The sequence below is a fragment of the Pseudorhizobium tarimense genome (assembly GCF_022968135.1).
Taxonomy (GTDB): Bacteria; Pseudomonadota; Alphaproteobacteria; order Rhizobiales; family Rhizobiaceae; genus Neorhizobium; species Neorhizobium tarimense.
Genome location: NZ_JALJRA010000016.1, coordinates 1 through 24,397 on the forward strand (window position 1 = coordinate 1; position 24,397 = coordinate 24,397).

The window sequence follows — 24,397 nt, forward strand, 5'->3', positions numbered from 1 at the left end:
TCGTTTATCTCGAACGACTGGACCGACAGCGCGAGCGCTTCGACCTGGCGGTCGGTGCAGTCGGCCTCGACGCTGGCTATGCCACGGCAGGCATCGCCAAGGGGCTGGAGGAAAGACAAATCCTCGGCGTCACCGGCTATCGCAATCCTACCCCGCCCAGGGACGGGATGACGCGCAAATCGAAGTTCGTCTACGAGCCCGAGGCAGACGGCTATCGCTGCCCGGAAGGCCAGTTGCTCGCCTACGCCACCACCGACCGTAACGGCTACAAGCACTACCGCTCCGATCCCGCCCTCTGCCGCGACTGCTCGCTTCTGGCCTCCTGCACGACCAACGCCAAGGCAGAGCGAACCATTACCCGTCATGTCTGGCAGGACGCCCGCGAGCGAACCGACAGCCACCGCAAGACGCCTTGGGGCAAAGCGATCTACAGGCGACGAAAAGAAACGGTCGAACGCTCCTTCGCCGATGCCAAACAGCTCCACGGGCACCGCTACGCCCGCTTTCGCGGCCTTACCAAAGTCAAATGGCAATGCCTGCTCGCCGCCGCCGCGCAGAACATCAAGAAGATCGCAATGATACTGACGAAAACGCCGAAAACAGCATGGGGATGAGGTCACCAGGCTCGCTCTGACCACATCGCGCGTCAACAAGACACAGTGCGAAAACCGTACCACCACAGAAAACAAAACCCGCCAGAAAAATCGGCGGGTTTGTCAGCGGTCTGAGCCGGGCTGATGCCCGGCTTTTTTTGGCCGAACAAACGGCCGCGCCCTGAAAGGCAAACCATCACACAAAGTTTCAGTAAGCCCTGTCAGCGGGCAAAAAGACTTTTAGCAAAATACGAAGCCAGTTCTTCTCGAAAGCAGATGCAGCGAGAGAGCAGGACTTCGTGAAACAGGCGCGGGAGGCCGTCCCTTCGACTGCGAGAAATGCGACTGGCAAAAGATACGGATGATCGCGCGAGAGCAACCTCGGCTCAGATCAGTATGCGTGCGAAGAAGGCCTGAGGCCAGAGACGCCGCTGCAGCCTGCAGCCGCTTCCAAGAAGTCTTAATATTGGACAATGCCCCCATGCAAAGGATACGCTCGAACTTCAAGCCGGCACGGCCGCAAGGCAGATCGCGATGCCCAATCCTTCGGTGACCGGTACGGCTTCCGTACGCCCACCCGACGTCAACATGATCGTCAATACTCGGTGGTTAGCTTCCCACTTACATGGAGCGGCTCTTCGACAACCTGAACCTCGAAGTAACCAGGTGGATGAGCCTTTCCACGCCCGGCAACAGGAAATGCTGGCGAAAGATAACTTCCCTGACGATTGTCTTGGTGTTCATGAACCTCTCCTGCCAGTTACCGCAGATTAGCAGCGCTGAGCGTGTAGGTTCTGCCCCGCTTCGGGTGATAAAGCTTCGTCGCAACCCGATAGATGCTTGATCGGGCGGCGTCGAAGGCACGTAGATAATCCGAAGCAGACAACCTTACCGCTGAGAGCGCGGCGGCATCAAGGTGGAACCTGACCTCGAACATGCCGTCATAGCCCGTAAACCGAACAACATTGCGCACGTCGTCAAAGCTCCTGCTTGCGTTTGGGAAAGTCAGCGTCATGTCACGTGCTCCAAGAGCTCGGGGATTGTCTAAGGGGAAGGGGACCGAGACGTTTCAAACCCACGATCATGGAAGCTGATGAGCGGTTGGCAGACGCGTTAGAGGATAATCATCGGCCTTATAGAGTGTCTGCATCTGGTCGCCGTCGAAACGAGCTTCATCCACCTCCAGAACCGAACCCCGCAGCAAAGCGGCGGGAAGTACCTCGATCGCAAATCGAAGCGCTTCAGCAGCGGTTTCAAACCGCCTGTACCGATGACGACTCCCCTTTTTCTTGCTCCTGCATGGGTAAAAGCCTGCACCATTCTGATAGTCAAAGCTGCCGGCCTGCTTGTTCGCTTGCTTGGTGGCTTTCTTGGTAATCTTTTGCTCAAACACCGCCGTCATCGTGCGAAAATGGCAGAGCCACCCTTACCAGCGCGCTTTTCAAGGCGCAGATGTTTCTCGGCAATTCTCGCTTCCCGCACGCGTTGAGCCTGTCTGATCCGAAAATCCTGCAGCTTCGCTGTGTAAGAGCCGTTCTCGGCCGACGTGACTTTGAATAGGCTGACCGCCTCATGAAGGCTTTTGTTGAACATGTTACGTCCTCGTCACTGGCTGGGCAGATACGAAACCTGCCGCCATCTCCAGCCAGGATGGCGGAGTTCGGGCCGTTCGCAAAAATCGAGGTTAGCCAAGGCCGCCGGCTGCGCCGGGAGGATCAGGTTTCCTAAAAGGCTGAAAACGTATCTCATCATATGGGGGCCGAATGATGAAGATACAAGTCCGCTGGTTACCGCCTCATCAAACGTTGCACCCTCATCAACGGGAGCACCTGGCTTTGTCCGATATTGCCTCCCCAACCAAGGGGGCCGAGGTTTAGGAGAACGTGAAAATAGAACGCAACGGACCTCGTCGATCACCAATAGGCGGGCCAGCCAGATGCTCGTGACCGCGTGAACATGTTGGCGATGGAGACCGAAGAGCTTTTGCGCCATCCAGTGGACGGCGCCGGTCTCATGGGCGGATGCGGCAAGGCCACACCTTGAAGGCGGCTTCCTTGCCTTCGTGGATACGACCTTCGAAGAGTGCCTGGCGAATGATCATGGTACGTCCGATTTAGTTGACCGTGGTTGGCGGCTTTTCGCCGTTGAAGAATGCATGGAGGTTGGCAAGGACAAGCTCACCCATCGCAATCCGCGTCTCGCGCGTCGCACTCCCTTGATTCGGCATCAACACCGTGTTGGGTGAGGTAAGGAATTCCTCGCGGATGCGTGGTTCCTCGACAAAGAGGTCCAGGCCCGCCCCGGCGATCATGCCATCCTTAAGAGCCTGAAGCAGCGCATTCTCGTCCAGAGACTGGGGCATCCCGACGATCATTGCTGGCGATTTCAACGCAGTTCCCTGGGAGCGGGTAACGCGTCGCGCCATGCGGATCGGAGACCTTCTTGATCCGCGTATTGGCCGGGGGGCTCTATCCACCTACGACACGAACAGTTGCTGACGTCCTGGCCACTCGACCAGATCCTGTTCCAGCCGCAGTTTGCGCTAAAGGCTTTCGACACCCTGCCCGACTTCGGTCCCGATCACCGCGCCGTGACTGCGAGCCTTTGCCATGATCCTGCAGCCGCACAGGACGTGCCGGAGGCGTCGGTAGACGACCTCGTTGAGGCACAGAGATCTCTTGAGGCTGCAAGAAGGTTCAGTGACTTAAGAGGATGATCAGCCGCCAAAGCCGAAGTACCACACTGCCACCGGCACCGCCGAGAGGAAGATGAGGGAAAGCACGACCAGCGCGCCGTCACGGGTCAACATGCCTGCCGCAAAGAGTGCAATCACCGCGGAAGCGATGGAGCCTGACGTGGGGATGATCTCCATGAACGGCATGAAGAGGGTCAACGCAAGGATCAGGGAGAGCGGCAGCCAGAGCCATGGGCGATGGAAGAGGAATGTGAGCCGCGCCTTGAGAAACCGTTCCACGAAGCCGACAGGTTTGCGCAACCATCCGATCCCCTTGCAGAGCTTGGTCGTGGACATCCGACGGTGGGTGATGAAGCTCGGCAGCCACACGCAATCACGGCCGATGATCATCTGAACGACCAGAATGAAGACAATCACCGCCACGGTCGCCGTGATGCCAGGGATGGCGCTTGCGGGCGATGTGGAGATCAACGAGAAAACCAGCATGAGGGACGCAAAGGATTTGTGTCCAAGCTTTTCGATCACCTCCTGAACCATGATGCTGTCGCCATGCGCCGAGCTTTCAAGCTGGTCCAGCACATCGCTAAGTGCGCGCGTGTTTTCCGTCATGCTTACCCTCTTAGAAGCGTTCGTCGATCCGGCCAGCAAGGCGTCCATCGTGATTGGACGTGGAGCGTCAAAGCGGCGACGCTCGCCGCTCCTTTTCGCAACGGCAAGCAGGAGCGATAGTTCCTGACTTCACGCCTGCTCAAGATTCTGCAGCCGCACAGGATGCTCCAACTGCGCGTCCATGCTTCTGCAGGGCCGGCTCCGTTTGCGCATTCTTTAGTGGTTCCCGGCAGCTTTACGTCTTCGTGCAGCGTCTCCCTGAGATAGAGCTCTTTCACAACCACATAGAGGACGACCGTGAGCGGCGTGCGAACAGCGTCAGAACCGGCGGCAGGTCTATCGTCCGTCGTTGAACGAGCGGCATGATGATGTTGCCTTCAATCTGCTGAACCAGAATGTAGAGCACCAGCACCCACAAGCCGTGCTGCCACCTTCCGAGAAGGCGATCAGCAGAGCGGGAACGGCACTAAGGATAGGGCCATGATCGGAACGAACTCGGAGGCGCCCGCCAGGAACCCCCAGGGCCAACGCCGATGGCATTCGCAAGACATAAAGCCCCAAGATTACGAGGACGCCAACCACCGTCATCGACACAAGCTGGCCCAGCAGCCATAGCCGCAGGGGCTCGCCGGAGTGGCCGGATGTGGCAGAGGCGCGTTCCCCACACGATGCGGAACGAGCCTGAGGATGCCCCGGCTGTACTGCTTAGACCGGGCCGCGAGATTGATGCCTGCGGCCATGACAAGCAGCACGTTGGCCAGGACACCGACAAGAGCCGAAGAATATCCCACGACTTCCGCCACCAGGTTGCCCCCGCCGGCGAATTCCCCGGCACGGTCCTCGAGTCGCCCGTAGAGGCTATCAACCCCAATTCGTTCGCCGAGGCTGTTGATCATTTCCGGCAGACGCTGAACTACAGTGGTGGCCTCACTAACGATCTGGCCACCGAGCAGATAGAAGAACCCGGCAACGATCAGAGCGACAGCCAGCACGCAGATCACCAGCGACGAAGGGGCTTTGATTGGCGTGGATCCTCAATTCCCTTCGCGCCGCTGCGCAGGATGACGGCAGCGACAATCGCGGCGAAGAACAACAGAAGCACGCTCGAAAGCTGCCACAGGAGGAGCGCCCCCGAAATCACTCCACCCACGATCAGGCTCACTTTCAAGACTTTGAAACCTTCTAGCTTCAAACCCGTCTTGAATTTCGCAACCATGTCTTCTCCCCATCCTGGTGCATGTAGTCCGCGCTGTTCGCGCGCCATCGGCGTGATAATTGACATCACCGCCAAGGAGGCGGATCAGCGGCACCGACGATGCCACCGGCTGGTACGCTAGAACCTCTCTAGCGGGCTTTCCGTGCGGCTCAAGGCGACAAGTCTTCGATGAAGAAGCAGCCTCCCTTCCTGCACCGCACCGACCGGTGTGACAGCCGAAAGATCAATAGTTCCCGAGCATTTGCGGCAAGTTTGGACCCATTAGCCGGAGTGGGGCCATCCTGCCTTGCTGCTCTCAACGTCTGGAACAGAGACTCTGACAGGCTTTTTCTGCACCGGCGTTCTGCCTCGGCGGCTCCGACGCAAAGAGCTGCGCGATCTAGCCCGATAGCGCAGCCGCTCAATCTCTGACCCGACATACCATTGTACCTCGACTAAATCTGCTTCGTCATCTGCACCTGACGCGCATCGGGGCCGGCCCGCCCCCCAGGCCGTGGAACAGAGGCGATAAGAAGCTGTTCGCGAGCACGTCGAATTCATTTGGGCGGTTTCGTTTAATGCACCGTTGGAAAGAGACGATGCTCTGCAGGCGGGCCACGCGGCTTACCGAGGATGGACATCTGGACCGATCTCTCAACAACGACCCTCGTTCCCGGTTCTTCTTTGGCGCCGCCGCAGTAATCTTCTTTGCGGGGTTGCGCATCACAGGACTGGCGGATCGGCTGGCAGACCGCATCGGTTTCGGAGAGGCACTCATCTGAGCGGTCCTCCTCGGTGCGGCAACATCGCTCATCGGCATCATCGTTCCGATCACCTCGACTCTCGATCGCCGCGCCTCTTTCGCGTTCTCCAACAGCGTGGGCGGGATCGCAGCCCGGACGGTCCTTCTTGCGGTGGCCGACGCGACCTACCGCAAGGCCAATCTCGAGCACGCCGCAGCAGATCTCGGCAATGTCTACCAAGGTTTGGTGCTGATGGGTCTCCTCGCATTGCCCCTGGTGGCGCTCACGATACCCGCGGTGTCAATATGGCGACACATCCCGTCTCCTTCGCTATTCCTGTTGTCTACGTAGTAGGCTACGGCGATGCTCATGACCTCGGTTCTCATCGCCGGGCTTATCCTGCGGCAGCGGCTCGGGCCGGGCCGGATTGGCGGAGAAAGCATCGCGCTACTCCTGCTTTATGGCGCCGCGGTAGCGGTTCAGGCTATGGTTTCGGGATAAGAGGGACGGCCGCGGCTAGCGCGCCGATGATGCCGGCGAAGAACATCGAGATGAGGTAGTTGCTCGTGAGGAGGCGCGACGATCCTGACCACCCGCTGCTCCCTCGCTTGTGGCCAAGGCAGAAGCAGACGCCCAGCATGCCAATGCTACGGGATCCCACAGCTCGCGCTAGTCGACGCGGAACAAGCCGGCAACTACGGGGTTCTTGCAGGCCGGCAGAGAGCCGAAGCAAGATTGGCAGGTTCATGTGAACGTTATTGACTACCGAGGTAAAAAATCCTCTAGGTCCCTTGCCGCCGAGGAACAGGCACAGGCCGGAAAGCTGCCGGCGGGTTTGGTCGCAACCAGACTGGCCGCCTCACTACAAGATTCAAGACGATCACAGTGCTATGTGGCCCTGAGCGAGGGGGAGGCGGATGAAATTGCTGGAGCCGTCGGCGCCCTTTTCCCCGACATCCAGATTCTTGTCTTGCCGCCTTGGGACTGCCTCCCCTACGATCGTGTACGACCCTCGCGCCACTCGATGGGCAGACGAATGGATGCGTTGCGGATCTGGAATGGACGCAGCGGCGCGCCGAAACTGCTGGTAACCTGTCTGGAAGCGATGCTTCAGCATGTTCCGCCGGCGACCATCATGGAAGGCAGCAAGTTCGATCTGGCGGTGGGCCAGGTATTCGACCGCGGCGCATTCTCCCGCTTCCTCCAGCAGACCGGCTATGTCGAAGAAGGCGTTGCCGACGATCCCGGCGAGGTGGTGGTTCGCGAGGGTGTGATCGACATCTACCCCGCGGGTGCGCCGGGACCGATGCGGATCGTTCTGTCGAAGGACGACCACATCCTTGAACTGAGGGGTTTTGACCGTGTGTCGCAACGCACCGAGAGCTTTCTGCAAGAGGTAACATTGGGACCCGCGTCCGAAGCAATCCAAAGCGAAAATGAAGGTGAAGGCGCGGCTGCAAGACCCGGTACGATGGAAAGCTTGCTCTGCCGCCTTTACCCTGACATGCCAACCGTCTTCGATATTCTCGGCGATGCCACTGTACATTTCGCTCCCGGCGCCAATGAACGGGTCAGCCGTTACTTCGACATCATCCAAGATGCCCGGCAGGCTAGGGAAAGTTTCGCCGAGACGGAGCATGCGCCGCCTCGTTCATTCTACCTCAACCCCGCGGAATGGGAACGCTACGCCAGCAGCGCACCGAAGGGTGCACTGGACCTCGAAGAAGGCGGTGTCCTGCCGGCGGAAGTGCTTGATACGGGTCCACGAAAGGCGTTGATCAGGTTCGTTCAGGACGGCATCGAGCAGGGAAGGAAAATCGTCATCGCTGGGACAGGCAAAGGTCCCGCAGCCCTTTGTCGCCGCTTGACCAAGGCTACCGCGACAGCAGTCCGCTCCGTCGACACCTGGGAAGCGGTCTTGGCGAACAACGTCGCAAACCTGTTAAAACTCGAATGTGATCTAGAACAGGGGTTCGTCGACGCAAAGAGCGATATCGTGGTCGTCGCCGCGGCCGGCGAAGCAAGTGCCGTCGGCGATCCTTCGGTCCATCTGACCGAGCCGGAGCTGAGAATCGGCGATGTCGTCGTTCACGAGGACCATGGCATCGGCGTTCTCAGAGACTTGGAGCGAATCGAGATCGAGGGTGTGTCTCACGACGCTGCTCGGCTCGAATATCGTGATGGCGGTTCGATCCTCGTGACGATGGAGGAGTTCGGCAAATTGTGGCGTTATGGCTCCGAAGCCGAGGCCGTAACGCTGGATCGGCTTCACACGGAGGCGTGGCAGAAGAAGCGCGAGAAGATTGCGAAAGACATTCAATCTACCGCGCGTCATCTCGCGACCATTGCAAAGCAGAGGCAGGCATCGCAGGCAGAGAAGTTTGTGCCGCAGCGGGCTGCGTTCTCCGCCTTTACAAGACGCTTCCCCTACGCCGAAACCCGTGATCAGACAGAGGCGATCCGAGTCGTCCTTTCCGATCTGGCATCCGGGCAACCGATGAACCGCCTCATCTGCGGGGATGTCGGCTTCGGCAAGACGGAAATCGCCTTGCGGGCAGCGGCCGCCGTGGCGCTTGCCGGCGGACAAGTGGTCGTCATCGTGCCGACCACCGTGCTGGCGCGTCAGCACTTCGCCACGTTCCAGCATCGCTTCGCAGGAACGGGCGTCGCGGTCGGGATGTTGTCGCGGCTCGTCAAGCAGAGCGAGGCGAAGCAGGTGAAGGCGGCGCTGGCAGAGGGAGAGCTCGGCGTGGTTGTTGCGACCCAGGCGATCCTCGCGAAGGATGTCCAATTTGCCCATCTCGGGCTGCTGATCGTGGATGAGGAGCACCGGTTTGGACTGAAGGAGAAGCGTGCGATGAGCGCGTTGGCGCCGGCGCTGCACACGCTTGCAATGTCGGCAACGCCGATCCCCCGGACGCTGCAGTCAGCCATGATCGGTGTTCAGGAGGTCAGCCTTCTGACGACGCCCCCCGTCAAACGACGGCCGGTCCGCACCGCGCTTGCCGCGTTTGACAGCGCCTCTCTCCGCACCGCGCTGATGCGCGAAGTGCGCCGCGGCGGACAGAGCTTTGTCGTGGTGCCGCGCGTTGAGGACATGGAAGAGGTCGAGGCGGTGCTGCATAAGATCGTGCCGGAGCTTTTGGTCAAGGTCGCCCACGGGAAGATGCCGGCGGCGGCCATCGATGAAGCAGTGGTTAGCTTTGCAGCAGGCGACGGCGATGTCCTGCTCGCGACGAACATCATCGAAAACGGTCTGGACGTGCCGCGAGCCAATACCATGTTCGTCTGGCGAGCCGAGCTCTTTGGCCTTGCGCAGCTTCATCAGTTGCGTGGACGGGTGGGGCGCGCAGGAGTGCAGGGCCTGGCAACTTTCTTTACGCAGGAGGGCGCCGAGCTGACGGAAGAAACATGCTCTCGGCTGTCGACCCTCGTCGAGAACGATCGCCTGGGCTCGGGCCTTGCCATCAGCCTACGCGATCTTGATCTGCGCGGCGGAGGCGATCTCGCCGGCGAAGACCAAGCCGGTCATATCAAAGCAATCGGGGTTGGCCTGTACCAGAAGTTGCTTGCAAACGCGGTCGCGAAAACAGGCAAACAAGCCGGACGCGCGTCGCCGCGCGCGACCCTCCATCTGGGTGTGGCGGGCACGATACCGGCTGACTATATCTCGGATCCGGCTGTGAGGCTCAATCTCTATGCCAGACTGTTGCGTGCGTCTGCGCCGAACGAGCTGGACGACCTCCAAGAAGAATTCGAAGACCGGTTCGGCGAGCCGCCGCAGGAAGTACTACTTTTGTTGCGGACGACCCGGCTGCAGATCGAGGCCGCACGGCTTGGCTTTGCCAAGCTTGAGGCCGGGCCAAAGGCACTTGCGGTGACGCTGACACAAAAGGCACCGGCGAAGGTTGTCGCTGCATTGACGAGAAAAGAAGGAGCGGCTCGGCGGGAGAACCGGCTGATATTTGAGGCGGAGAGCCTGGCTGGCGAGGCCCAGCTTCAATTTTTCGAACGGGTAATATCAACGGCGCAACAGCCTTAACGACGAACCAGACGCCGCTGCCGCCGTCATTCCAGGTCAAATGCTCACCTGGCGCCTTTAGCAATCAGCGTCTCCCACAACCTTGGCCGAAGTCGAGGCATGGTGCCGGGAAGCCACGGGGAAGCGGCCTGTCGACTTCCGGCAGACCAACTGCGAAGAGCGGCTGATCGACTGGGTGCATGAGGCGATCGACGAGGGGCGGGGATCACGATTAATCCGCAGCCTTCACCTTCACCTTCACCTCGCTGGCGCTTCTGGATGCCCTCAAGATGTTCAAGGGCCCGATCATCGATTTCCACATCAGCAACGTTCACCGCCGCGAACCGATCTACCACCGCTCGTACATCTCAATGACGGCGACCACGGTCATGGCCGGTCCGGGAGCGGAGGGGTATCCGCTGGCGGTGCGGGCCTGTGCCGTAGAATTCCGGCTCGCGCTTGCCTAGACGGTTCAGGTTCGGGCCGTTGAGGACGTAGATCGGTTTCATGCGTTATCCCTGGTATCCAAACAGTCGCGGCAGCCACAGGACGGCGTCCGGCACAAAGGTGATGAAGGCGAGGCAGACCACCATCCAGAACAGGAAGGGTGCAGCATCGACGATGATGTTCTTGATCGGAGCACCGGAGATCTTAGCAACGATGAACAGCAGCAGGCCGTAGGGCGGGGTCACCAGACCCAGCATGATGTTGACCACGACGACGACGCCGAAGTGCACGAGATCGATGCCGAGCGCCTGGGCCGTCGGAATGAAGACCGGCACGATGATGAGCAGGATTGCCGTGCCTTCAAGCAGGCAGCCAAGCACGAGGAGGATCACGTTGACCAGTATCAGGAAGCCCGTAGGGCTGAGGTCCCACCCGGTCAGCATCACCCGAAGGCTGTCGGGGATATTCTCGATCGTCACGACCTAGTTGAAGACTAAGGCGGCGGCGATGGCGGCCGCTCGGTTGGTGTGGTGATGCCGGAATAGATGCAGCCGAGCAGGACGACGGGCATCATCAGCGCCGGGAAGGCGCAAACCGTGATGCGCGGGATGTCGCGCAACGGAACAGGTTCCTCCACCGAGTAATTCCGGCGCCGCGCAGTGATCACCACCTGCACCATCTGCAGGCCCGCCATCAGCAGGCCGGACACCATTCCGGCGAGGAACAGGTAGCCGTCCGAAGCGTCGGAGACGAGGGAATCATCGGGATCGACGGCGGAATGATCCGGCCAACCACCGCCGTCAGAGCGGCGGCGAAGCTTGGCGTGTATCGCCCTTCAAGCGTCATCATGGTCTGCATCATCTTGCCACTGCCGGCGGCATCGGCGATCGCCGAGCCGGACATGCCGGCAAAGATGATGCTCTGAACGATGTCGACCTGCGCCAGCCGCCGCGGAACCGCCCCACCAGTCCGTTGCAAAAGCTCAGGAGCCGTTCGGTCATGGAGCCGACGTTCATGAATTCAGCCGCCAAGATGATGAGCGGCACGGCTAGAATGACGACGCGCATTTACAATCGCCATCCTAATTTGTTCTCCTGCCGCCAGCGCATCGGCACCGCCCGGACGCTCGCCCTCAAGCCGAAGCTGATCGTGTGCGATGAGAGCGTCGCAGCGCTGGACCTCTCCATCCAGGCGAAGGTCCTCGACCTTCGCCTGGATCTGCAGAAAGAGAGCGGCGTCACCTACGTCTTCATCACTCATGGCATGGCGGTGGTGGAAAACATCTCCGACTGCGTGACGGTGATGTATCTCGGACAGATCGTCGAGATGGGGACGCGCGCGCCAGCATTCGGCGCCCCGTAGCACGCTAATACGAAGCTCCCGCTTCCAGCCGTGCCGCTACCGGGTCCGCCCCGCGAACGTGGAACCAGCTATTGCACGCCGGAACGATGAGCCCTCGATCCGTGTTCTCCCGAAACAACAGGAGGACCCGTCATGCCCGATGAACTGAAGAACGCCGCTACAGACGTGAGTGAGAGCAGCGAGAGCCCGACGACCTTCGGAAGCTCGGCGGAAAGCCAAGCACAAATTGCGGATGCGGAGAAGCTTGCGCGCGGGACGGAGCCGGGCGAACCACTGAATATCTATCGTCTGGTCCCGGTGGCGCCGCCGAACGATGCGCGCTGGCACAATACGCCGGACGTCCGCGAGGTCCTGGTTGCTGCGCGCACGCCCGGTGACGCGCGCATCGTCGCCGCAGGCGTGGAATTCGATTTCACAGAGGTGGGAGCATTGCCGGGCGAAGATGTTACGAGTAGGCACGGCAGTATCTACCGCGATGAGAAGGCGTATACGGTCGTGGAAGTGGAGCGAGGGAGGCAGGACCTGCGCCGCGGGCCGCTCGAACAGCCGCCGCGGAGCGACGTGATCTCACCCGTCCGACGCTGAAGCCGAAGCGAGTTGCCGAAGGGGCCTCGTTCGAGAAGCCCATAGGCGCTGGTCTGCCCCCATCTTACCTCGCCTGTCGTCTCCTGTGGGAAAGCTGCCATTCTACGGTGACAGCAAACGCCAATGCCGATACCGGAGCTTAATCCTCCTGAGGCCCAGCTTCACGGCAGCCTTGCGAGATGATCCATAGGTTTGGCAAGAGCAAGCCGGCTTCTCTCCCAAGGCGTGCGCCTCGGGCGCGGGCCCGGCAGAAATCACATGAGGCGGCGATGGGCGAGACGGGTGGCGGCTATTTTCCAGGTTGGCGGCTGAAGACGGAAGGGCGCATCCTTCCCGACGAGCGACTTCCGGCTGGGCAGACAATCGTGCTGGGCCTGCAGCATGTCGTGGCGATGTTCGGCTCGACGGTTCTAGCCCCGATCTTGATGGGCTTCGACCCGAACGTCTCGATCCTCTTCTCCGGCATTTCGACGCTCATCTTCTTCATTGCCGTTGGCGGTCGGGTGCCGAGCTATCTCGGCTCCTCCTTTGCCTTCATCGGGCCTGTTCTTGCCGCGACGGCAGCAACGGCCGGATCTGCGAACCCCAACATTGCAGTTGCGCTTGGAGGGATCATTGCCGCCGGCGCTCTCTACGCCCTGATCGGCCTGATCGTGATGGCAGCGGGGCACCGCTGGATCGAGCGGCTGATGCCGCCGGTGTTGACGGGCGCCATCGTTGCAGCCATCGGCCTCGTGCTTGCGCCAATCGCAATTTCCAGCGCCTCCGGCATCAGCGCCGCCAGCCCCGAAGGAGACCAGATCTCGCGTTGGGTAGCGATCCTGACCTTCGTTTCGGTTGGGCTGGTGGCGGTCTACGCTCCGGGCCTTGCACGCCGCCTGCCAATCCTGATCGGCGGCGCGCTTGCCTATCTTGTTTACCTGGTGCTCGCCAACGGGTTGGAGCTCGCTGCACCGGTCGACTTCTCCGGCGTCGCATCGGTTCCCTGGTTCGGCTGGCCGAGCTTCACGGCGCCCGTGTTCTCCGCCTCGGCCGTCACCTTTATCGCTCCCGTCGTCATCATTCTCGTTGCCGAAAACCTCGGGCACATCAAGGCGATCGGCGCTATGACCGGCCGCAATCTGGATCCCTACTTGGGACGGGCCTTCATTGGCGATGGCATTGCCACCATGGTTTCGGGCTCATTCGGCGGCACAGGCATGACAACCTATGCGGAGAACATGGGCGTCATGGCCGTGACGCGAATCTTCTCCACCCTCGTCTTCCTGGTCGCGGCCGTGGTCGCGATCCTGCTCGGATTCTCCCCGAAGTTCGGCGCGCTGATCCAGACCATTCCAGGGCCGGTGATCGGCGGCCTTTCCATCGTCGTTTTCGGCCTGATCGCCGCGACAGCAGGACGCATCTGGGTCGAGAACAGGGTCGATTTCTCCGAGCCCCGCAACCTGATCACGGTGGGTGTGGCACTGGTTCTTGGGGCCGGGAATTTCAACCTCGCCGTGGCCGGATTTACGCTGGATGGGATCGGCACCGCCACCATCGGCGCCATCATCCTCTATCATGCTCTCGGCTGGGCCGCATACTGGTCGACTTCCGCTGAGCGCATCGGCTGAGGAGAAGCTTGCAGGGCTGGCATTTCGAAAAATGTGAGCAACACGGGTCATCGGGAATTAACCGCGTCCTTTAGCGGAATCCTTCTTCTTCTCAGGTACTTACTTGCTCGACAGCAGGTGAGGACGATCATGAGCCCCGAGGCGATCCGGACTGAAGATACTCGAGTGGCGGAAGGCCAGAAGGCGGCACTTCTCAAGCGCGCGCTGCGGGTCATTTGTGCGGCCGCCATCCTGACAGCCGGAAGCTGGCTGATCTCGTTCGTCGTGGCCACCGCATAGAGCGATAGGAGCGGCGATGACCTTCAGGTCGGCTCGCCGCTCAAGCCGGGTCATGCTCGGCGCCTGACTCGAGTCTATATCCGAGAAGGAAAGCATTGACCTTGTCGCTCGACATCTCGCAGGGCTTCAACGTCACCTTCTCCTTGCATGTGCGGTAGAGGTTGAAGCTCACGATGGCGCCTCCGGCCAGATCTTCTGCAAACAGCCAGACCCGCTTTCCGTCAGAGGAGCGCTTCACCGTCGCACCCCAACGCCTAGCTTCGAAATGACCCTCGTTGTAGCCGGAGGGGATGGCGGCGAGCGCCTTCTGGAAAAGTTCGGTGTCGTTGTGCGCGTTCGCCATTCCGGTCCCTGCGGTCCAGCGGCTGCGACTGAACCTCGCTCGGTTGTTGTGGAGCATTTTCTCTACGGCCAATCGCACTCTATCTTATCTGCTCGAAAGTGCACTGCGACGGGCGCTTGTCCGGACGCCAGCGCACCAATTTTGTTCCGTGGCGGAAGCGGTGGCCGGTGACTTGGTCGTAACGGACCTCGACGACCAGTTCCGGTTTAAGCGGCTGCCACTCACTGGTTCGGCCCGTGCTCCAGCGGCTGGGTCCGCCGGGCGCCTTGCCCGTGAATCCCGGAGGCTCGCCAAGTGCCCCTAGCCGCTTCGTCAATTCCGGCCGTTCCTCCTCGGTGATCGTCGAGGTGAAGCCGACGTGATCCAGCTTGCCGTCCTCGGTATAAAGACCGAGCAGCAGCGAACCCACGAGGTCGGACTTGCTCTGGTAACGGAAACCGCCCACCACGCAGTCCGCGGTGCGCACGCGCTTGACCTTGATCATTGCCCGCTCACCGGGGACATAGGCGCCGTCGCGCCGCTTGCAGACCACACCGTCCAGATCGCCGGCGCCGGAGGTTAAGAGCCACTCCTGGGCGGTCTCCATGTCGCTGGTGGCGGGCGAAAGTGACGGACGCTGATTGACAGGCAGGGAAACAGCGAACGTCTCCAGCGACCGGCGTCTCTCTTCCAACGGTGCGTCCAGAAGTGCTTGTCCATCCGGCGCAACGAGCAGGTCGAAGAGGATGATTTTCGCCGGGGTTTCCTTAGCGAGCTTCTTGATCCTGCTCTCCGCGGGATGGAGGCGCATCTGCAGAGCCTCGAAGGACAGACGTCCGCCGATCTCGATCACCAGTTCCCCATCGACGACGAATCGGTCGACGGAAAGTTCGCGCAGGTACTCGACCACCTCCGGGAAATAGCGCGTGAGAGGTTTGCCGGACTTGGCCCGCAGATCGATGGAAGAAGAGCCTCGCTTGAAGGCCAGGCACCGAAAACCATCCCACTTCGGCTCGTATTGCCACCCCTCCCCCTCCGGCAGGGTATCGGCCAGGCGCGCTTCCATTGGCTCAAGTTCGACGGACAGGCCGAAATCCACCAGTCTCTCCCTATCCCCGCGGGTAATGCCTCCGCCTGATCGGTCGATTGCATGTGGAAATCGGAAACAATGTGGCGAGTGCCAAGGTTCCAGCCGCCGGGGAGGAGAGCCTGGTGCGACGTGACGTTATTCGGCAGCCATTGAGGAATTGCAACCGTTCAGCTCGATCACTTTGCGCGCGCGCTGCAGACTGGAGGGCTGCTCAGCACGATAACGGGAGCAAATCTCCATCATCAGCACAGTGTCCGGCAGGAAAGTCAGCTCGGAAAAGATGTCGTCCCAGTCGATGTCGCCCTAGCCGAGCGGCATGTGCAGATCGCCGATGCCGAGGGCGGTATTTTCTTGGGGGTGATAGCCCTGGAAGAAGCCTTGCGGACGCCCGAAGGAATCATGGACGTGAAGGTGGCCGGCCACCGGTGCCATGGTACGAAGCTGCTGACGGAAATCGAGGCCAAGATACGTCGACTCGATATAGGCGTGGCTGAAGTCGATCAGGGCAACGATGTTCGGATGATCAAGCGTTCTGACCGTATCGGCAACCTCCGCCGGCGTCTGCCGATATTGCCCCGGCTCGGTGGTGAAGATGTTTTCAAGAGCGATGCGAACGCCATAGGGCCTGGCGAACTAGGCAAGCTCCAGCAGCGCCTCACGCTCGCGCATGTCGGCCGCCGCTCGTTGATGAACCTGGTCAGGGCGCAAGCATCCGCCGTGCTGAACCAGAACCCGCGCACCAATCCGATCGCAGATTCCCACCAGTGCCTTGGCCGCGCCAAGCTGATAGCTGCAGGTGGCTGTGTCCATCAAATTGGAAGAGACGAGACCGTGGACGGTATAGCGGAAGTCGAACTGCCCCGTCAGCGCGACGAGCCGCTGCAGGCGATCCTCGATTACCCTGCCGCCAGCGATGAGGTCGAGACTGGTGAGCCCAGCTCCACCGTGTCGACGCCAATCTTGGCCAGATGGCGCAGCTCTTCTTCAAGCGAAGCAATCTCTCCGTCAGGCGAGCCTGCGATAAAGCCGGTTGCGACGATGTTGACCATTATCTTGCCTCCTGAAGCGAACAGCCCTGTTGCTCCGCGTGCGGCAGCGTCTTGTTCAGTAGGCACGGACTGTAACGCGGCTATGACGACAAGCTAAGTCGGTCTAATGCAACGGCCGGTCCGGCCGTGAGAGGCTGGCTGCAACGAGACTCATTCCTTGCTGCAACAGGAGCTCCGCCGCCCGCAGATCGCGGGTCGCGAGCTCGGTTGCATAGCCCCGGATGGCAAGCGCCAGGTTGTGGGAGTTCGACGCCGAAAGCCGGTCGCCCTGCTCTTCTGCTTCCTCGGCGGTTCCTTCGAGTGCCGACACCACGAAGTCGATCAACTCCCGCCGTTCGTTCACCGTCATCTCTGCAAGCGTCTTCGGTGCATCCATAGCAATATCTCCTTGCCGGCTTGCAAAAACTTGCGCGCCAGGTGCGGTCAGTTGTCTTCCGGGTGATTGTTTCGAAGGTCACTGCCTTCATGTTTGCGTCATGTAAGACTCAGGTCCGCCGCCGGCAAGGCTTGAGCTCGAGTGATTACCTGGGAGGCGCTATCTTCCCCCGGCCAAAGGGTGGGTGCACACGGCCGTAATATTGCGCTACTAAGAGCTTCAGAAGCTCCGGCAGCTCCGGACGTCAACGTGAACAAAGAGATCTTCCATGCGCCTCACGTTTTTTGGCATTGGCTATGTCGGCCTGGTGCAGGCGGCCGTGTTCGCAGAAGCAGGCTATCAGGTGATGTGCGTCGACATAGACCCACAGAAGATAGAGAACTTGAAGGCCGGCAAGATCCCAATTTACGAGCCGGGACTGGAAAGCCTCGTGCGAGAGAACGTGGCATCCGACAATCTGCTCTTCACCACGGACGCACAAGAAGGCGTCAGGTTCTCGCCGCTGCAGTTCATCGCAGTGGGCACTCCTCCCGACGAAGACGGGTCCGCAGACCTTCGCCATGTGCTAACGGTCGCACGGACCATCGCGAGATACATGGAGCAGCCGAAGACGATCGTAATCAAGTCCACGGTGCCGGTCGGTACAGCTGACAAGGTGCGCGCTGCCGTCGATGAGGGGCTGAAGGAGCGGGATCGCATAGATCTCGCCTTTGATGTCGCCTCCAATCCGGAATTCCTCAAGGAAGGCTCCGCGGTTGCCGACTGCATGAAGCCAGACAGGATCATTATCGGCACCGACAATCCAGGCACAGAGCAGCAGCTACGGGAGCTTTACGCGCCGTTCAACAGGAACCACGAGAAGATCATCGCAATGGATATCCGCAGCTCGGAGCTTACCAAGTATGCGGCGAACTGCATGCTTGCGACCAAGATCAGCTTCATGAACGAGATGGCCAATCTTGCCGACCGCTTCGGTGCGGACATCGAGAGGGTGCGCGTCGGGATCGGCGCTGATCCGCGGATCGGCTACCACTTCATCTACCCCGGCGTCGGTTACGGCGGCTCCTGCTTTCCGAAGGACGTGCGGGCCACCATCCGGACGGCCGAGGCGGATGGCTTCGATCCTGTGCTTCTGAAGGCGGTTGAAGCGCGCAACGAACTGCAGAAGGGCTTTCTCGTCAACAAGGTCCTCAGCCATTTCGGTGGCGATGTTCGCGGACGCCGCTTTGCGCTATGGGGACTGGCCTTCAAGCCGAAGACGGACGACATGCGCGACGCGCCGTCACGGGTGGTGATGGAGGCGCTCTGGCAGGCCGGCGCTACGGTGCAGGCTTATGACCCAGCCGCCATGACCGAGTGCCGCCGGATCTACGGCGATCGCTCCGATCTCGCCCTCTGCGACACGAAGGAAGCAACTCTCACCGGGGCAGACGCACTCATCGTGGTCACCGAGTGGAAGCAGTTCCACGCGCCGGATTTCCAGGCAATCAAGCTGGCACTGCGTGAACCGGTCATCTTCGACGGGCGAAACCTCTACGATCCGATGATCGCTCAGCGCCACGGCCTCGAAGTTCGTTCCGTTGGCCGCAAGCGGCTGGCACCGCCAGCACCGCTCACGCAACGATCTGCAGCGGAATAGGAGGGGCGAGGCTGGAGACTACCTAGCGCCTCCTCCAGCCATCGCGACTCTGCTAGCGCGGGTCTTCCTCTTCTTCCACCTCAAGTAGAGCCGCAAGCTCCGCGACGCGGCCGCCGGGCAGCGGGCGGCCATCGTTGATCAAGGCCTCGTCGCTGTTGACCCAGGCCCAGGCTTCGGAAAGTTCGCGTGCGTTTGCGCCCGTCGCCGCAATCTCTGCCGCGAGCGTGTTTCCGACAGGGCCCAGCACGTGTCTGATCTCGTCTCTCGTGATCGTCATGGCTGCCTCCTTTATCCGTTTTGGAAGACAGACGATCATATAAGAATTGCCCGGTGCGGTTCCACCCTCGGATGTCCACCTGAACGCTTTGTTGGCGATCGGGAGGGAGGCAAATCCTGATGCCTTAACGCTTGGCTACATCTCCCGCCGGAACTGCCTCGCCAGCGGCCGACATCAATTCGCCTAGTCGGGCAATCGCATCTGCCAGCGTCTGCCGCTCCTCAGGAGAGAGACGTGCGAAACGGTCAAGGAACATCTCTCCCAGCGGCTCTGGCGCCTGGGTCATTAGGGCACGGCCCTCGTCTGTCAGCCGCGTATGAACGATCCGGCGATCACTTCCTGAGCGGTAACGTTGGATCAGCCCCCGCTCTTCCAAGTTGTCCAGGATGGTGACGACAGTCGCCGCACTGATATCTGCATAAACGGATAGCGCGCCGGAGGTCACCTCCCCGAGCTCAGTGACACCCTTCATCACGACCAGTTGCGCAGCCGTCAGTCCACAGCGCTTTGCCAGCGCACGCGACTGGAGATCATGGGCCCGAACGATACGGCGTACGGCCTTTTCGATGCTCCGCGCCTGCGGCATCTGCAACTTTTCGCCCCCGTTTCCGTTCTCAATGATGCTCATGACCTTGACCTAGATGATTTGAACTCTAATTATCATATCTATAACAGTTTAGCGGACAATCAATAGAAAAGGATCAAGCGGAACCGTGTGCGGGATTTGTGGTGAGATACGTTTCGATGGGGCGCAGCCTTCTCCTCTGGTGCAGGCTCGGATGATGGAGGCCATCGCGCCTCGTGGACCGGATGGATCAGGTCTTGTGATCCACGGTAACGCGGCGCTAGGGCATCGGCGCCTTTCTATCATCGATCTGTCGGAAAAAGCGCGGCAGCCCATGGTCGACGCGGAACTCGGCCTGACGATCGCGTTCAACGGCTGCATCTACAACTATCCGGAACTGCGTAAGGATCTCGAGGCGAAAGGCTATCGCTTCTTTTCTCACGGCGACACGGAAGTCATCCTGAAGGCCTGGCATGCCTGGGGCACGGAATGCGTAAAGCGTTTCCATGGCATGTTCGCCTTCGTCATCCATGAGCGCGACAGCGGCCGCGTGGTAATGGCGCGCGACCGCTTCGGCATCAAACCGCTCTACTTCAGCAGCAACGGCTCATCCATGCGGTTTGCGTCCTTCCTGCCGGCGCTCCTCAAGAGCGGCGACATCGACACGTCGATCAACAAGACGGCGCTGCATCACTACATGACGTTCCATGCCGTCGTGCCACCGCCGCACACGATCATCAACGGCATCAAGAAACTGCCGCCGGCGACCATCCGGGTGATCGAGCGCGATGGGCGCGAACAAGACACGCTCTACTGGAGCCCTCCTTACCAGCGTGATCCGGCCATGGCGAAGCTGTCATCGACCGATATGCGCGACATGGTGCTGGAGGCGCTGCGCACCGCCGTGCGTCGCCGCATGGTGGCGGATGTGCCGGTCGGCGTGCTGCTTTCCGGTGGCGTGGATTCCAGCCTCATCGTTGGACTGCTGGCGGAGATGGGCCAGAAGGACCTGATGACCTTCTCCGTCGGCTTCGAAGCAGCCAACGGAGAGAAAGGCGACGAATTCATGTACTCGGACATCGTGGCGAAGCGTTTCGAGACGGACCATCACCAGATCTTCGTGCCGTCGGAACGCCTGATGGAGGCGCTTCCTGGCGTATTCGCGGCCATGTCCGAACCGATGGTCTCCTATGACAATGCCGGCTTCTACCTTCTGTCGCAGGAGGTATCCAAACACATCCGCGTCGTCCAATCCGGACAGGGTGCGGATGAGGTCTTCGGCGGCTATCATTGGTATCCGCCGCTCGCCAATTCGAACGATGTCGCCACCGATTATGCGAAGGTGTTTTTCGACCGGTCTCACGAGAAGCTGAAGAGCCACCTCAACCCTGAGTGGATTACGGAATACGACGTGAGCTTCAACTTCGTGGCCGATCATCTGCGTGCTCCCCGTGCCGACACACCGGTGGATGCAGCCCTGCGGCTGGACAGCCAAGTTATGCTCGTCGATGATCCGGTCAAGCGCGTCGACAACATGACGATGGCATGGGGGCTGGAAGCTCGCGTGCCCTTCCTCGACCACGAGCTGGTTGAGCTTGCGGCGAAGATCCCGCCGGAGGAAAAGCTGCGCGAAGGCGGCAAGGGTGTTCTGAAGGATGCGGCGCGGCTTGTCGTGCCGCCGGAGGTGATCGACCGGAAGAAGGGGTATTTCCCCGTACCGCAGTTGAAGTATGTGGGCGGCCCCTATCTGGAGATGGTGAGGGACGCACTTCAGTCACAGGCGGCGCGCGAGCGAGGGCTTTTCCGCCAGGATTACCTCGAACAGCTCTTCGAGAGCCCCTCCGACCACATCACGCCGCTCAGAGGCTCCGAGCTCTGGCAAGTCGGCCTCTTGGAAATGTGGATGCAGACCCACGGGGTATAAGCAGATGGCCAAGACGATCACCGAGGACAAGGGGCGTTTTCGCTCAGCCAAATCGGTTGCGCATCGGCTGAAGCAACGGGTGGACTACTCTAGCCATAGCCACCACGGAGCACCCGACCAGGGCGTTCCCGAGGAGGCGGCGCAGGTGGACTGCGGTTGGGGCCGGCTGCTGTTTGCTCAGACGTTCAAGGACCCTGCGCAACTAATTTCGGCTCTTCGCGAGGAAGCGCCGGAACATCGGGACATCGCGATCTATGTCGGTGACCCGCATGTGGTGCTTGCAATAGCCCCTCAGGAGCTGTTTCTCGATCCGTCCCACACTTTCCGCCTGGATCTCGCGACTTATCGCAGTAGCCGCAAGCAGCCGCGCGGCTTCTTCGTGCGCCGCCTCTCGTCCGAAGCCGATGCCGACGCCGTCAATCGGATCTATGCCGCACGCAACATGGTGCCGGTGCGTCCCGACTTCTTTTGGTCCAACAGGGATAACCGGTCGATCACCTATCTCGTCGCAGAAGACGAAAGCACCGGCGAGATCATCGGCACGGTGACCGGGATCGACCATCGCCGGGCCTTCAACGACCCGGAGCGAGGCTCGTCCCTCTGGTGCCTGGCCGTCGACCCGCAGGCGCGCCATCCGGGGATCGGGGAAGCACTGGTGCGGCGGCTGGCGGAACATTTCAAGGCGCGCGGGGCTGCCTGCATGGATCTCTCCGTGCTGCACGACAATGAGCAGGCCATCCGCCTCTACGAAAAGCTGCATTTCCGACGTATTCCCGCCTTTGCGGTCAAGCGAAAGAACTCTATCAACGAGCGCCTCTATGCGCGGCCGCTTGAAGCCTACGACGTGCTCAATCCTTACGCTCGGCTGATCGTCGACGAGGCGCGCCGTCGAGGTGTGCATGTGGAGATCACCGATGCCGAAGGTGGTTTCTTCCGGCTGTCGCAGGGCGGACGATCGGTCCATTGCCGCGAAAGCCTCTCGGAGCTCACGTCGGGGGTGGCGATGTCCATCTGCGACGACAAGGCGGTGACGCGGCGCGTCGTGGAGCGCGCTGGTCTCATTGTCCCGGAACAGATAACCGCGACGGATGACGAAACAAAACTTGCAGAGTTTCTGGAACGGCACGGACGCGTGGTGGTAAAACCCGCGCGCGGTGAACAGGGCCGTGCGGTGGCCGTCGGACTGGACGATCTGGAGGCCGTGAAGCGTGCGATCAAGGACGCGCGAGAGGTCTGCGACCGGGTTCTTGTCGAAGCATGCTTCGACGGGGAGGACCTGCGGCTTGTGGTGATCGACTTCAAGCTCGTGGCCGCCGCGGTTCGTCGACCGCCTTACGTCATTGGTGATGGCCAGCAGACCATTCGGAGCCTGATCGAAGCTCAGTCACGGCGCCGTGCGGCGGCAACGGGTGGCGAAAGCCGCATTCCGACTGACGGAGAGACGGAACGCTGCCTCAAGCTGAATGACCTCAATCTTGACAGTGTGCTCGAACAAGGCCGGGAAGTGGTGGTGCGCAAGGCCGCCAATTTGCATACCGGCGGCTCAATCCATGATGTAACGGAGATTGTCCATCCGAGGCTGGTCGAGGGGGCAATCAAAGCCGCCCGCGCGATCAACATTCCCGTGGTCGGCATCGACTTCATGGTTCGAAACCCCACCGAGCCGGACTACGTCTTCATCGAGGCGAACGAGCGCCCCGGCCTTGCCAATCACGAGCCGCAGCCGACGGCTGAGCGTTTTCTCGATCTTCTCTTTCCGTTATCCGGTCACCGAGCTGCCAGCGTGGCCCTGGGAAAAATGTGACCTCCATGACAATTAGCATCGACGTGACATATCTCCGCGAGCAGTTGAAGGCTCTGCTCGCGATCGCCAGTCCGACCGGCTATACTGACGAGATCGTCCACTACTGCTCGCGGGAACTCGAGCGGCTCGGTCTCCATCCGGAACTCACGCGCCGAGGCGCGATCCGGGCGATCCGCCAGGGCAGCCGCCGCCGTGGTGCGCGCGCGATGGTAACTCATCTGGACACGCTCGGCGCCCAAGTGAAGTTCATCAAGGACAATGGGCGCCTGGAACTGGTCCCTATCGGGCACTGGTCCGCGCGCTTTGCGGAAGGCGCTCGGGTGACGATCTTCAGCGGGAAAGGAAGCTTCCGAGGAACAATCCTGCCGCTGAAGGCGTCAGGTCATACGTTCAATGACGAAGTGGACACGCTTCCGGTCGGCTGGCGCTACGTGGAGCTGCGTATAGACGCAGTGACAAATTCTCGAGACGACACGCTGGCACTCGGCATCGACATCGGCGACACCGTCGCAATCGATCCGACACCGGAGTTCATGGACAACGGCTTTATCAATTCCCGCCACCTCGATGACAAAGCGGGCGTCGCCATTGCGCTTGCCGCCATCGAAGCGTTGGAACGAACTGGAGCGACAACGCCGGTCGACACTCACTGGCTATTCACGATTGCCGAGGAAGTCGGAGTCGGTGCCTCGTCAGTCATCACGGCAGATGTGGCTTCCATGCTCACCATCGACAACGGAACGACTGCGCCGGGTCAAAACTCCTCAGAGTTCGGGGTGACGATCGCCATGGCCGATCAGTCGGGACCCTTCGACTACCACCTGACGAAAAAGCTGGTTGACCTCTGCAGATCCGAACAAATTGCCTTCCAGAAGGACGTCTTCCGCTACTATCGCTCCGATTCCGCATCGGCCATCGAAGCAGGGCATGATGTGCGTACATCATTGGTAACGTTTGGGGTCGACGCATCTCATGGATACGAACGTATCCACACCGACGCGCTCGTCTCTGTCGCTAAATTGGTGGGCGCCTTCGCGGTCAGTCCAGTGGAGATCAAGCGAGATCTTCGGGCGATCTCCGGCGTGGAAGGGTTCACCCACCAGCCCACCGAGCAGGCGGACCAGCCGGCACCGGGCCCGGCGGCGCAAACAGTTGTTTCACACACGGTTCGAGATTAGGTTTCTTCGCGGCGCCAATGCACCTTCATCGAGG

At 60.7% G+C, this 24,397-nt stretch carries 25 protein-coding genes and 6 pseudogenes; 14 read left to right on the forward strand and 17 right to left on the reverse strand.

Going from position 1 to position 24,397, the window contains the following annotated elements; genetic code table 11:
- Nucleotides 1-614, forward strand: a 614-nt coding sequence (locus MUU54_RS18410) for a transposase (RefSeq protein ID WP_247245478.1), incomplete at its 5' end; no start/stop codon positions are given.
- 600 nt (nucleotides 615-1,214) lie between these two features.
- Here MUU54_RS18410 and MUU54_RS24640 read toward each other — a convergent pair.
- From MUU54_RS24640 to MUU54_RS18430, 5 genes and pseudogenes are all read right to left on the reverse strand, one after another.
- Nucleotides 1,215-1,337 (reverse strand): hypothetical protein, encoded by a 123-nt coding sequence (locus tag MUU54_RS24640; protein WP_281433391.1) that lies wholly within the window; start codon nucleotides 1,335-1,337, stop codon nucleotides 1,215-1,217.
- Nucleotides 1,338-1,353: 16 nt separating this feature from the next.
- Nucleotides 1,354-1,608 (reverse strand): DUF1488 family protein, encoded by a 255-nt coding sequence (locus MUU54_RS18415; RefSeq protein WP_247245479.1) that lies wholly within the window; start codon nucleotides 1,606-1,608, stop codon nucleotides 1,354-1,356.
- Nucleotides 1,609-1,674: 66 nt separating this feature from the next.
- Complete coding sequence (locus tag MUU54_RS18420) at nucleotides 1,675-1,986, reverse strand: hypothetical protein (protein ID WP_247245480.1); 312 nt, start codon at nucleotides 1,984-1,986, stop codon at nucleotides 1,675-1,677.
- Between the two features lie 5 nt (nucleotides 1,987-1,991).
- On the reverse strand, nucleotides 1,992-2,186 hold the full coding sequence (locus tag MUU54_RS18425) for a hypothetical protein (protein ID WP_247245481.1): 195 nt from the start codon (nucleotides 2,184-2,186) through the stop codon (nucleotides 1,992-1,994).
- Between the two features lie 520 nt (nucleotides 2,187-2,706).
- Nucleotides 2,707-2,943: pseudogene (locus tag MUU54_RS18430) on the reverse strand (NAD(P)-dependent oxidoreductase); the annotation flags it as partial.
- Between the two features lie 22 nt (nucleotides 2,944-2,965).
- Between MUU54_RS18430 and MUU54_RS25060 the strand changes: the two are divergent.
- Both MUU54_RS25060 and MUU54_RS18435 read left to right on the forward strand, forming a co-directional pair.
- The gene (locus MUU54_RS25060; protein WP_376742211.1) at nucleotides 2,966-3,091 is read left to right on the forward strand and encodes a hypothetical protein; all 126 of its coding nucleotides are present in this window, start codon (nucleotides 2,966-2,968) and stop codon (nucleotides 3,089-3,091) included.
- A complete protein-coding gene (locus MUU54_RS18435; RefSeq protein WP_247245482.1) occupies nucleotides 3,085-3,309 on the forward strand; it encodes a hypothetical protein in 225 nt (74 codons plus the stop codon). Before MUU54_RS25060 ends, MUU54_RS18435 begins: the two co-directional genes overlap by 7 nt.
- Here MUU54_RS18435 and MUU54_RS18440 read toward each other — a convergent pair whose 3' ends face one another.
- From MUU54_RS18440 to MUU54_RS18450, 4 genes and pseudogenes are all read right to left on the reverse strand, one after another.
- A complete protein-coding gene (locus MUU54_RS18440) occupies nucleotides 3,310-3,897 on the reverse strand; it encodes an exopolysaccharide biosynthesis protein (RefSeq protein WP_247245483.1) in 588 nt (195 codons plus the stop codon). It lies immediately after the preceding gene.
- Nucleotides 3,898-4,171: 274 nt separating this feature from the next.
- Nucleotides 4,172-4,321 (reverse strand): annotated as a pseudogene (locus MUU54_RS25065) (hypothetical protein); the annotation flags it as partial.
- Nucleotides 4,322-4,481: 160 nt separating this feature from the next.
- Nucleotides 4,482-4,889, reverse strand: a complete 408-nt coding sequence (locus tag MUU54_RS18445) for an AI-2E family transporter (RefSeq protein ID WP_247245484.1) — start codon at nucleotides 4,887-4,889, stop codon at nucleotides 4,482-4,484.
- A gap of 5 nt (nucleotides 4,890-4,894) precedes the next feature.
- On the reverse strand, nucleotides 4,895-5,179 hold the full coding sequence (locus MUU54_RS18450) for a hypothetical protein (RefSeq protein WP_247245485.1): 285 nt from the start codon (nucleotides 5,177-5,179) through the stop codon (nucleotides 4,895-4,897).
- A 1,025-nt stretch (nucleotides 5,180-6,204) separates the two neighbouring features.
- Between MUU54_RS18450 and MUU54_RS24645 the strand changes: the two genes are divergently transcribed.
- The 3 genes from MUU54_RS24645 to MUU54_RS24850 all read left to right on the forward strand — a co-directional run bounded on the left by MUU54_RS24645 (nucleotide 6,205) and on the right by MUU54_RS24850 (nucleotide 10,323).
- The gene (locus tag MUU54_RS24645) at nucleotides 6,205-6,336 is read left to right on the forward strand and encodes a hypothetical protein (RefSeq protein ID WP_281433392.1); all 132 of its coding nucleotides are present in this window, start codon (nucleotides 6,205-6,207) and stop codon (nucleotides 6,334-6,336) included.
- A gap of 391 nt (nucleotides 6,337-6,727) precedes the next feature.
- Nucleotides 6,728-9,877, forward strand: a complete 3,150-nt coding sequence (locus MUU54_RS18455) for a DEAD/DEAH box helicase (RefSeq protein WP_247245486.1) — start codon at nucleotides 6,728-6,730, stop codon at nucleotides 9,875-9,877.
- Nucleotides 9,878-10,146: 269 nt separating this feature from the next.
- Nucleotides 10,147-10,323 carry a type II 3-dehydroquinate dehydratase gene (locus MUU54_RS24850; RefSeq protein WP_312038847.1) on the forward strand — a complete coding sequence of 59 codons (177 nt, stop codon included), beginning with the start codon at nucleotides 10,147-10,149 and terminating at the stop codon, nucleotides 10,321-10,323.
- Here MUU54_RS24850 and MUU54_RS18465 read toward each other — a convergent pair.
- Both MUU54_RS18465 and MUU54_RS18470 read right to left on the reverse strand, forming a co-directional pair.
- Nucleotides 10,291-10,365, reverse strand: a pseudogene (locus MUU54_RS18465) (type II 3-dehydroquinate dehydratase); the annotation flags it as partial. The gene MUU54_RS24850 and the pseudogene MUU54_RS18465 overlap by 33 nt on opposite strands.
- A 3-nt stretch (nucleotides 10,366-10,368) precedes the next feature.
- Nucleotides 10,369-11,361 (reverse strand): annotated as a pseudogene (locus MUU54_RS18470) (TRAP transporter large permease); the annotation flags it as partial.
- Nucleotides 11,362-11,377: 16 nt separating this feature from the next.
- Here MUU54_RS18470 and MUU54_RS18475 point away from each other — a divergent pair.
- From MUU54_RS18475 to MUU54_RS18490, 4 genes and pseudogenes are all read left to right on the forward strand, one after another.
- Nucleotides 11,378-11,725: pseudogene (locus MUU54_RS18475) on the forward strand (ABC transporter ATP-binding protein); the annotation flags it as partial.
- Nucleotides 11,726-11,797: 72 nt separating this feature from the next.
- The gene (locus tag MUU54_RS18480) at nucleotides 11,798-12,250 is read left to right on the forward strand and encodes a hypothetical protein (protein WP_247245487.1); all 453 of its coding nucleotides are present in this window, start codon (nucleotides 11,798-11,800) and stop codon (nucleotides 12,248-12,250) included.
- Nucleotides 12,251-12,519: 269 nt separating this feature from the next.
- Nucleotides 12,520-13,860 (forward strand): solute carrier family 23 protein, encoded by a 1,341-nt coding sequence (locus MUU54_RS18485; protein ID WP_247245488.1) that lies wholly within the window; start codon nucleotides 12,520-12,522, stop codon nucleotides 13,858-13,860.
- 129 nt (nucleotides 13,861-13,989) lie between these two features.
- Nucleotides 13,990-14,139 (forward strand): hypothetical protein, encoded by a 150-nt coding sequence (locus MUU54_RS18490; RefSeq protein WP_247245489.1) that lies wholly within the window; start codon nucleotides 13,990-13,992, stop codon nucleotides 14,137-14,139.
- 40 nt (nucleotides 14,140-14,179) lie between these two features.
- On the opposite strand, the gene MUU54_RS18495 is transcribed toward MUU54_RS18490, so the two are convergent.
- The 4 genes and pseudogenes from MUU54_RS18495 to MUU54_RS18510 all read right to left on the reverse strand — a co-directional run bounded on the left by MUU54_RS18495 (nucleotide 14,180) and on the right by MUU54_RS18510 (nucleotide 16,976).
- On the reverse strand, nucleotides 14,180-14,482 hold the full coding sequence (locus MUU54_RS18495) for a hypothetical protein (RefSeq protein ID WP_247245490.1): 303 nt from the start codon (nucleotides 14,480-14,482) through the stop codon (nucleotides 14,180-14,182).
- Between the two features lie 79 nt (nucleotides 14,483-14,561).
- Entirely contained in the window at nucleotides 14,562-15,560 is a 999-nt protein-coding gene (locus MUU54_RS18500) for an ATP-dependent DNA ligase (protein ID WP_312038848.1), read from the reverse strand.
- A 126-nt stretch (nucleotides 15,561-15,686) separates the two neighbouring features.
- Nucleotides 15,687-16,600, reverse strand: a pseudogene (locus tag MUU54_RS18505) (TIM barrel protein).
- Nucleotides 16,601-16,703: 103 nt separating this feature from the next.
- On the reverse strand, nucleotides 16,704-16,976 hold the full coding sequence (locus MUU54_RS18510; RefSeq protein WP_247245491.1) for a hypothetical protein: 273 nt from the start codon (nucleotides 16,974-16,976) through the stop codon (nucleotides 16,704-16,706).
- Between the two features lie 268 nt (nucleotides 16,977-17,244).
- Here MUU54_RS18510 and MUU54_RS18515 point away from each other — a divergent pair, with 268 nt between their 5' ends.
- Nucleotides 17,245-18,615: a UDP-glucose dehydrogenase family protein gene (locus tag MUU54_RS18515; protein ID WP_247245492.1), complete on the forward strand. Its 1,371-nt coding sequence runs from the start codon at nucleotides 17,245-17,247 to the stop codon at nucleotides 18,613-18,615.
- A 52-nt stretch (nucleotides 18,616-18,667) separates the two neighbouring features.
- On the opposite strand, the gene MUU54_RS18520 is transcribed toward MUU54_RS18515, so the two are convergent.
- Together MUU54_RS18520 and MUU54_RS18525 are read right to left on the reverse strand one after the other, a co-directional pair.
- Nucleotides 18,668-18,892: a hypothetical protein gene (locus tag MUU54_RS18520; protein WP_247245493.1), complete on the reverse strand. Its 225-nt coding sequence runs from the start codon at nucleotides 18,890-18,892 to the stop codon at nucleotides 18,668-18,670.
- Between the two features lie 124 nt (nucleotides 18,893-19,016).
- Nucleotides 19,017-19,520 carry a MarR family winged helix-turn-helix transcriptional regulator gene (locus MUU54_RS18525; protein ID WP_247245494.1) on the reverse strand — a complete coding sequence of 168 codons (504 nt, stop codon included), beginning with the start codon at nucleotides 19,518-19,520 and terminating at the stop codon, nucleotides 19,017-19,019.
- 85 nt (nucleotides 19,521-19,605) lie between these two features.
- Between MUU54_RS18525 and MUU54_RS18530 the strand changes: the two genes are divergently transcribed.
- Genes MUU54_RS18530 through MUU54_RS18540 form a run of 3 tightly spaced genes read left to right on the forward strand, consistent with a single transcriptional unit; the run spans nucleotide 19,606 to nucleotide 24,363 of the window.
- Nucleotides 19,606-21,381, forward strand: a complete 1,776-nt coding sequence (locus tag MUU54_RS18530) for an N-acetylglutaminylglutamine amidotransferase (RefSeq protein WP_247245495.1) — start codon at nucleotides 19,606-19,608, stop codon at nucleotides 21,379-21,381.
- 4 nt (nucleotides 21,382-21,385) lie between these two features.
- Nucleotides 21,386-23,185, forward strand: coding sequence for an N-acetylglutaminylglutamine synthetase (gene ngg / locus MUU54_RS18535; protein ID WP_247245496.1), 1,800 nt, complete (start codon nucleotides 21,386-21,388; stop codon nucleotides 23,183-23,185).
- Nucleotides 23,186-23,190: 5 nt separating this feature from the next.
- Nucleotides 23,191-24,363, forward strand: a complete 1,173-nt coding sequence (locus MUU54_RS18540; RefSeq protein WP_247245497.1) for an osmoprotectant NAGGN system M42 family peptidase — start codon at nucleotides 23,191-23,193, stop codon at nucleotides 24,361-24,363.
- The last annotated feature ends 34 nt before the right edge of the window (nucleotides 24,364-24,397 follow it).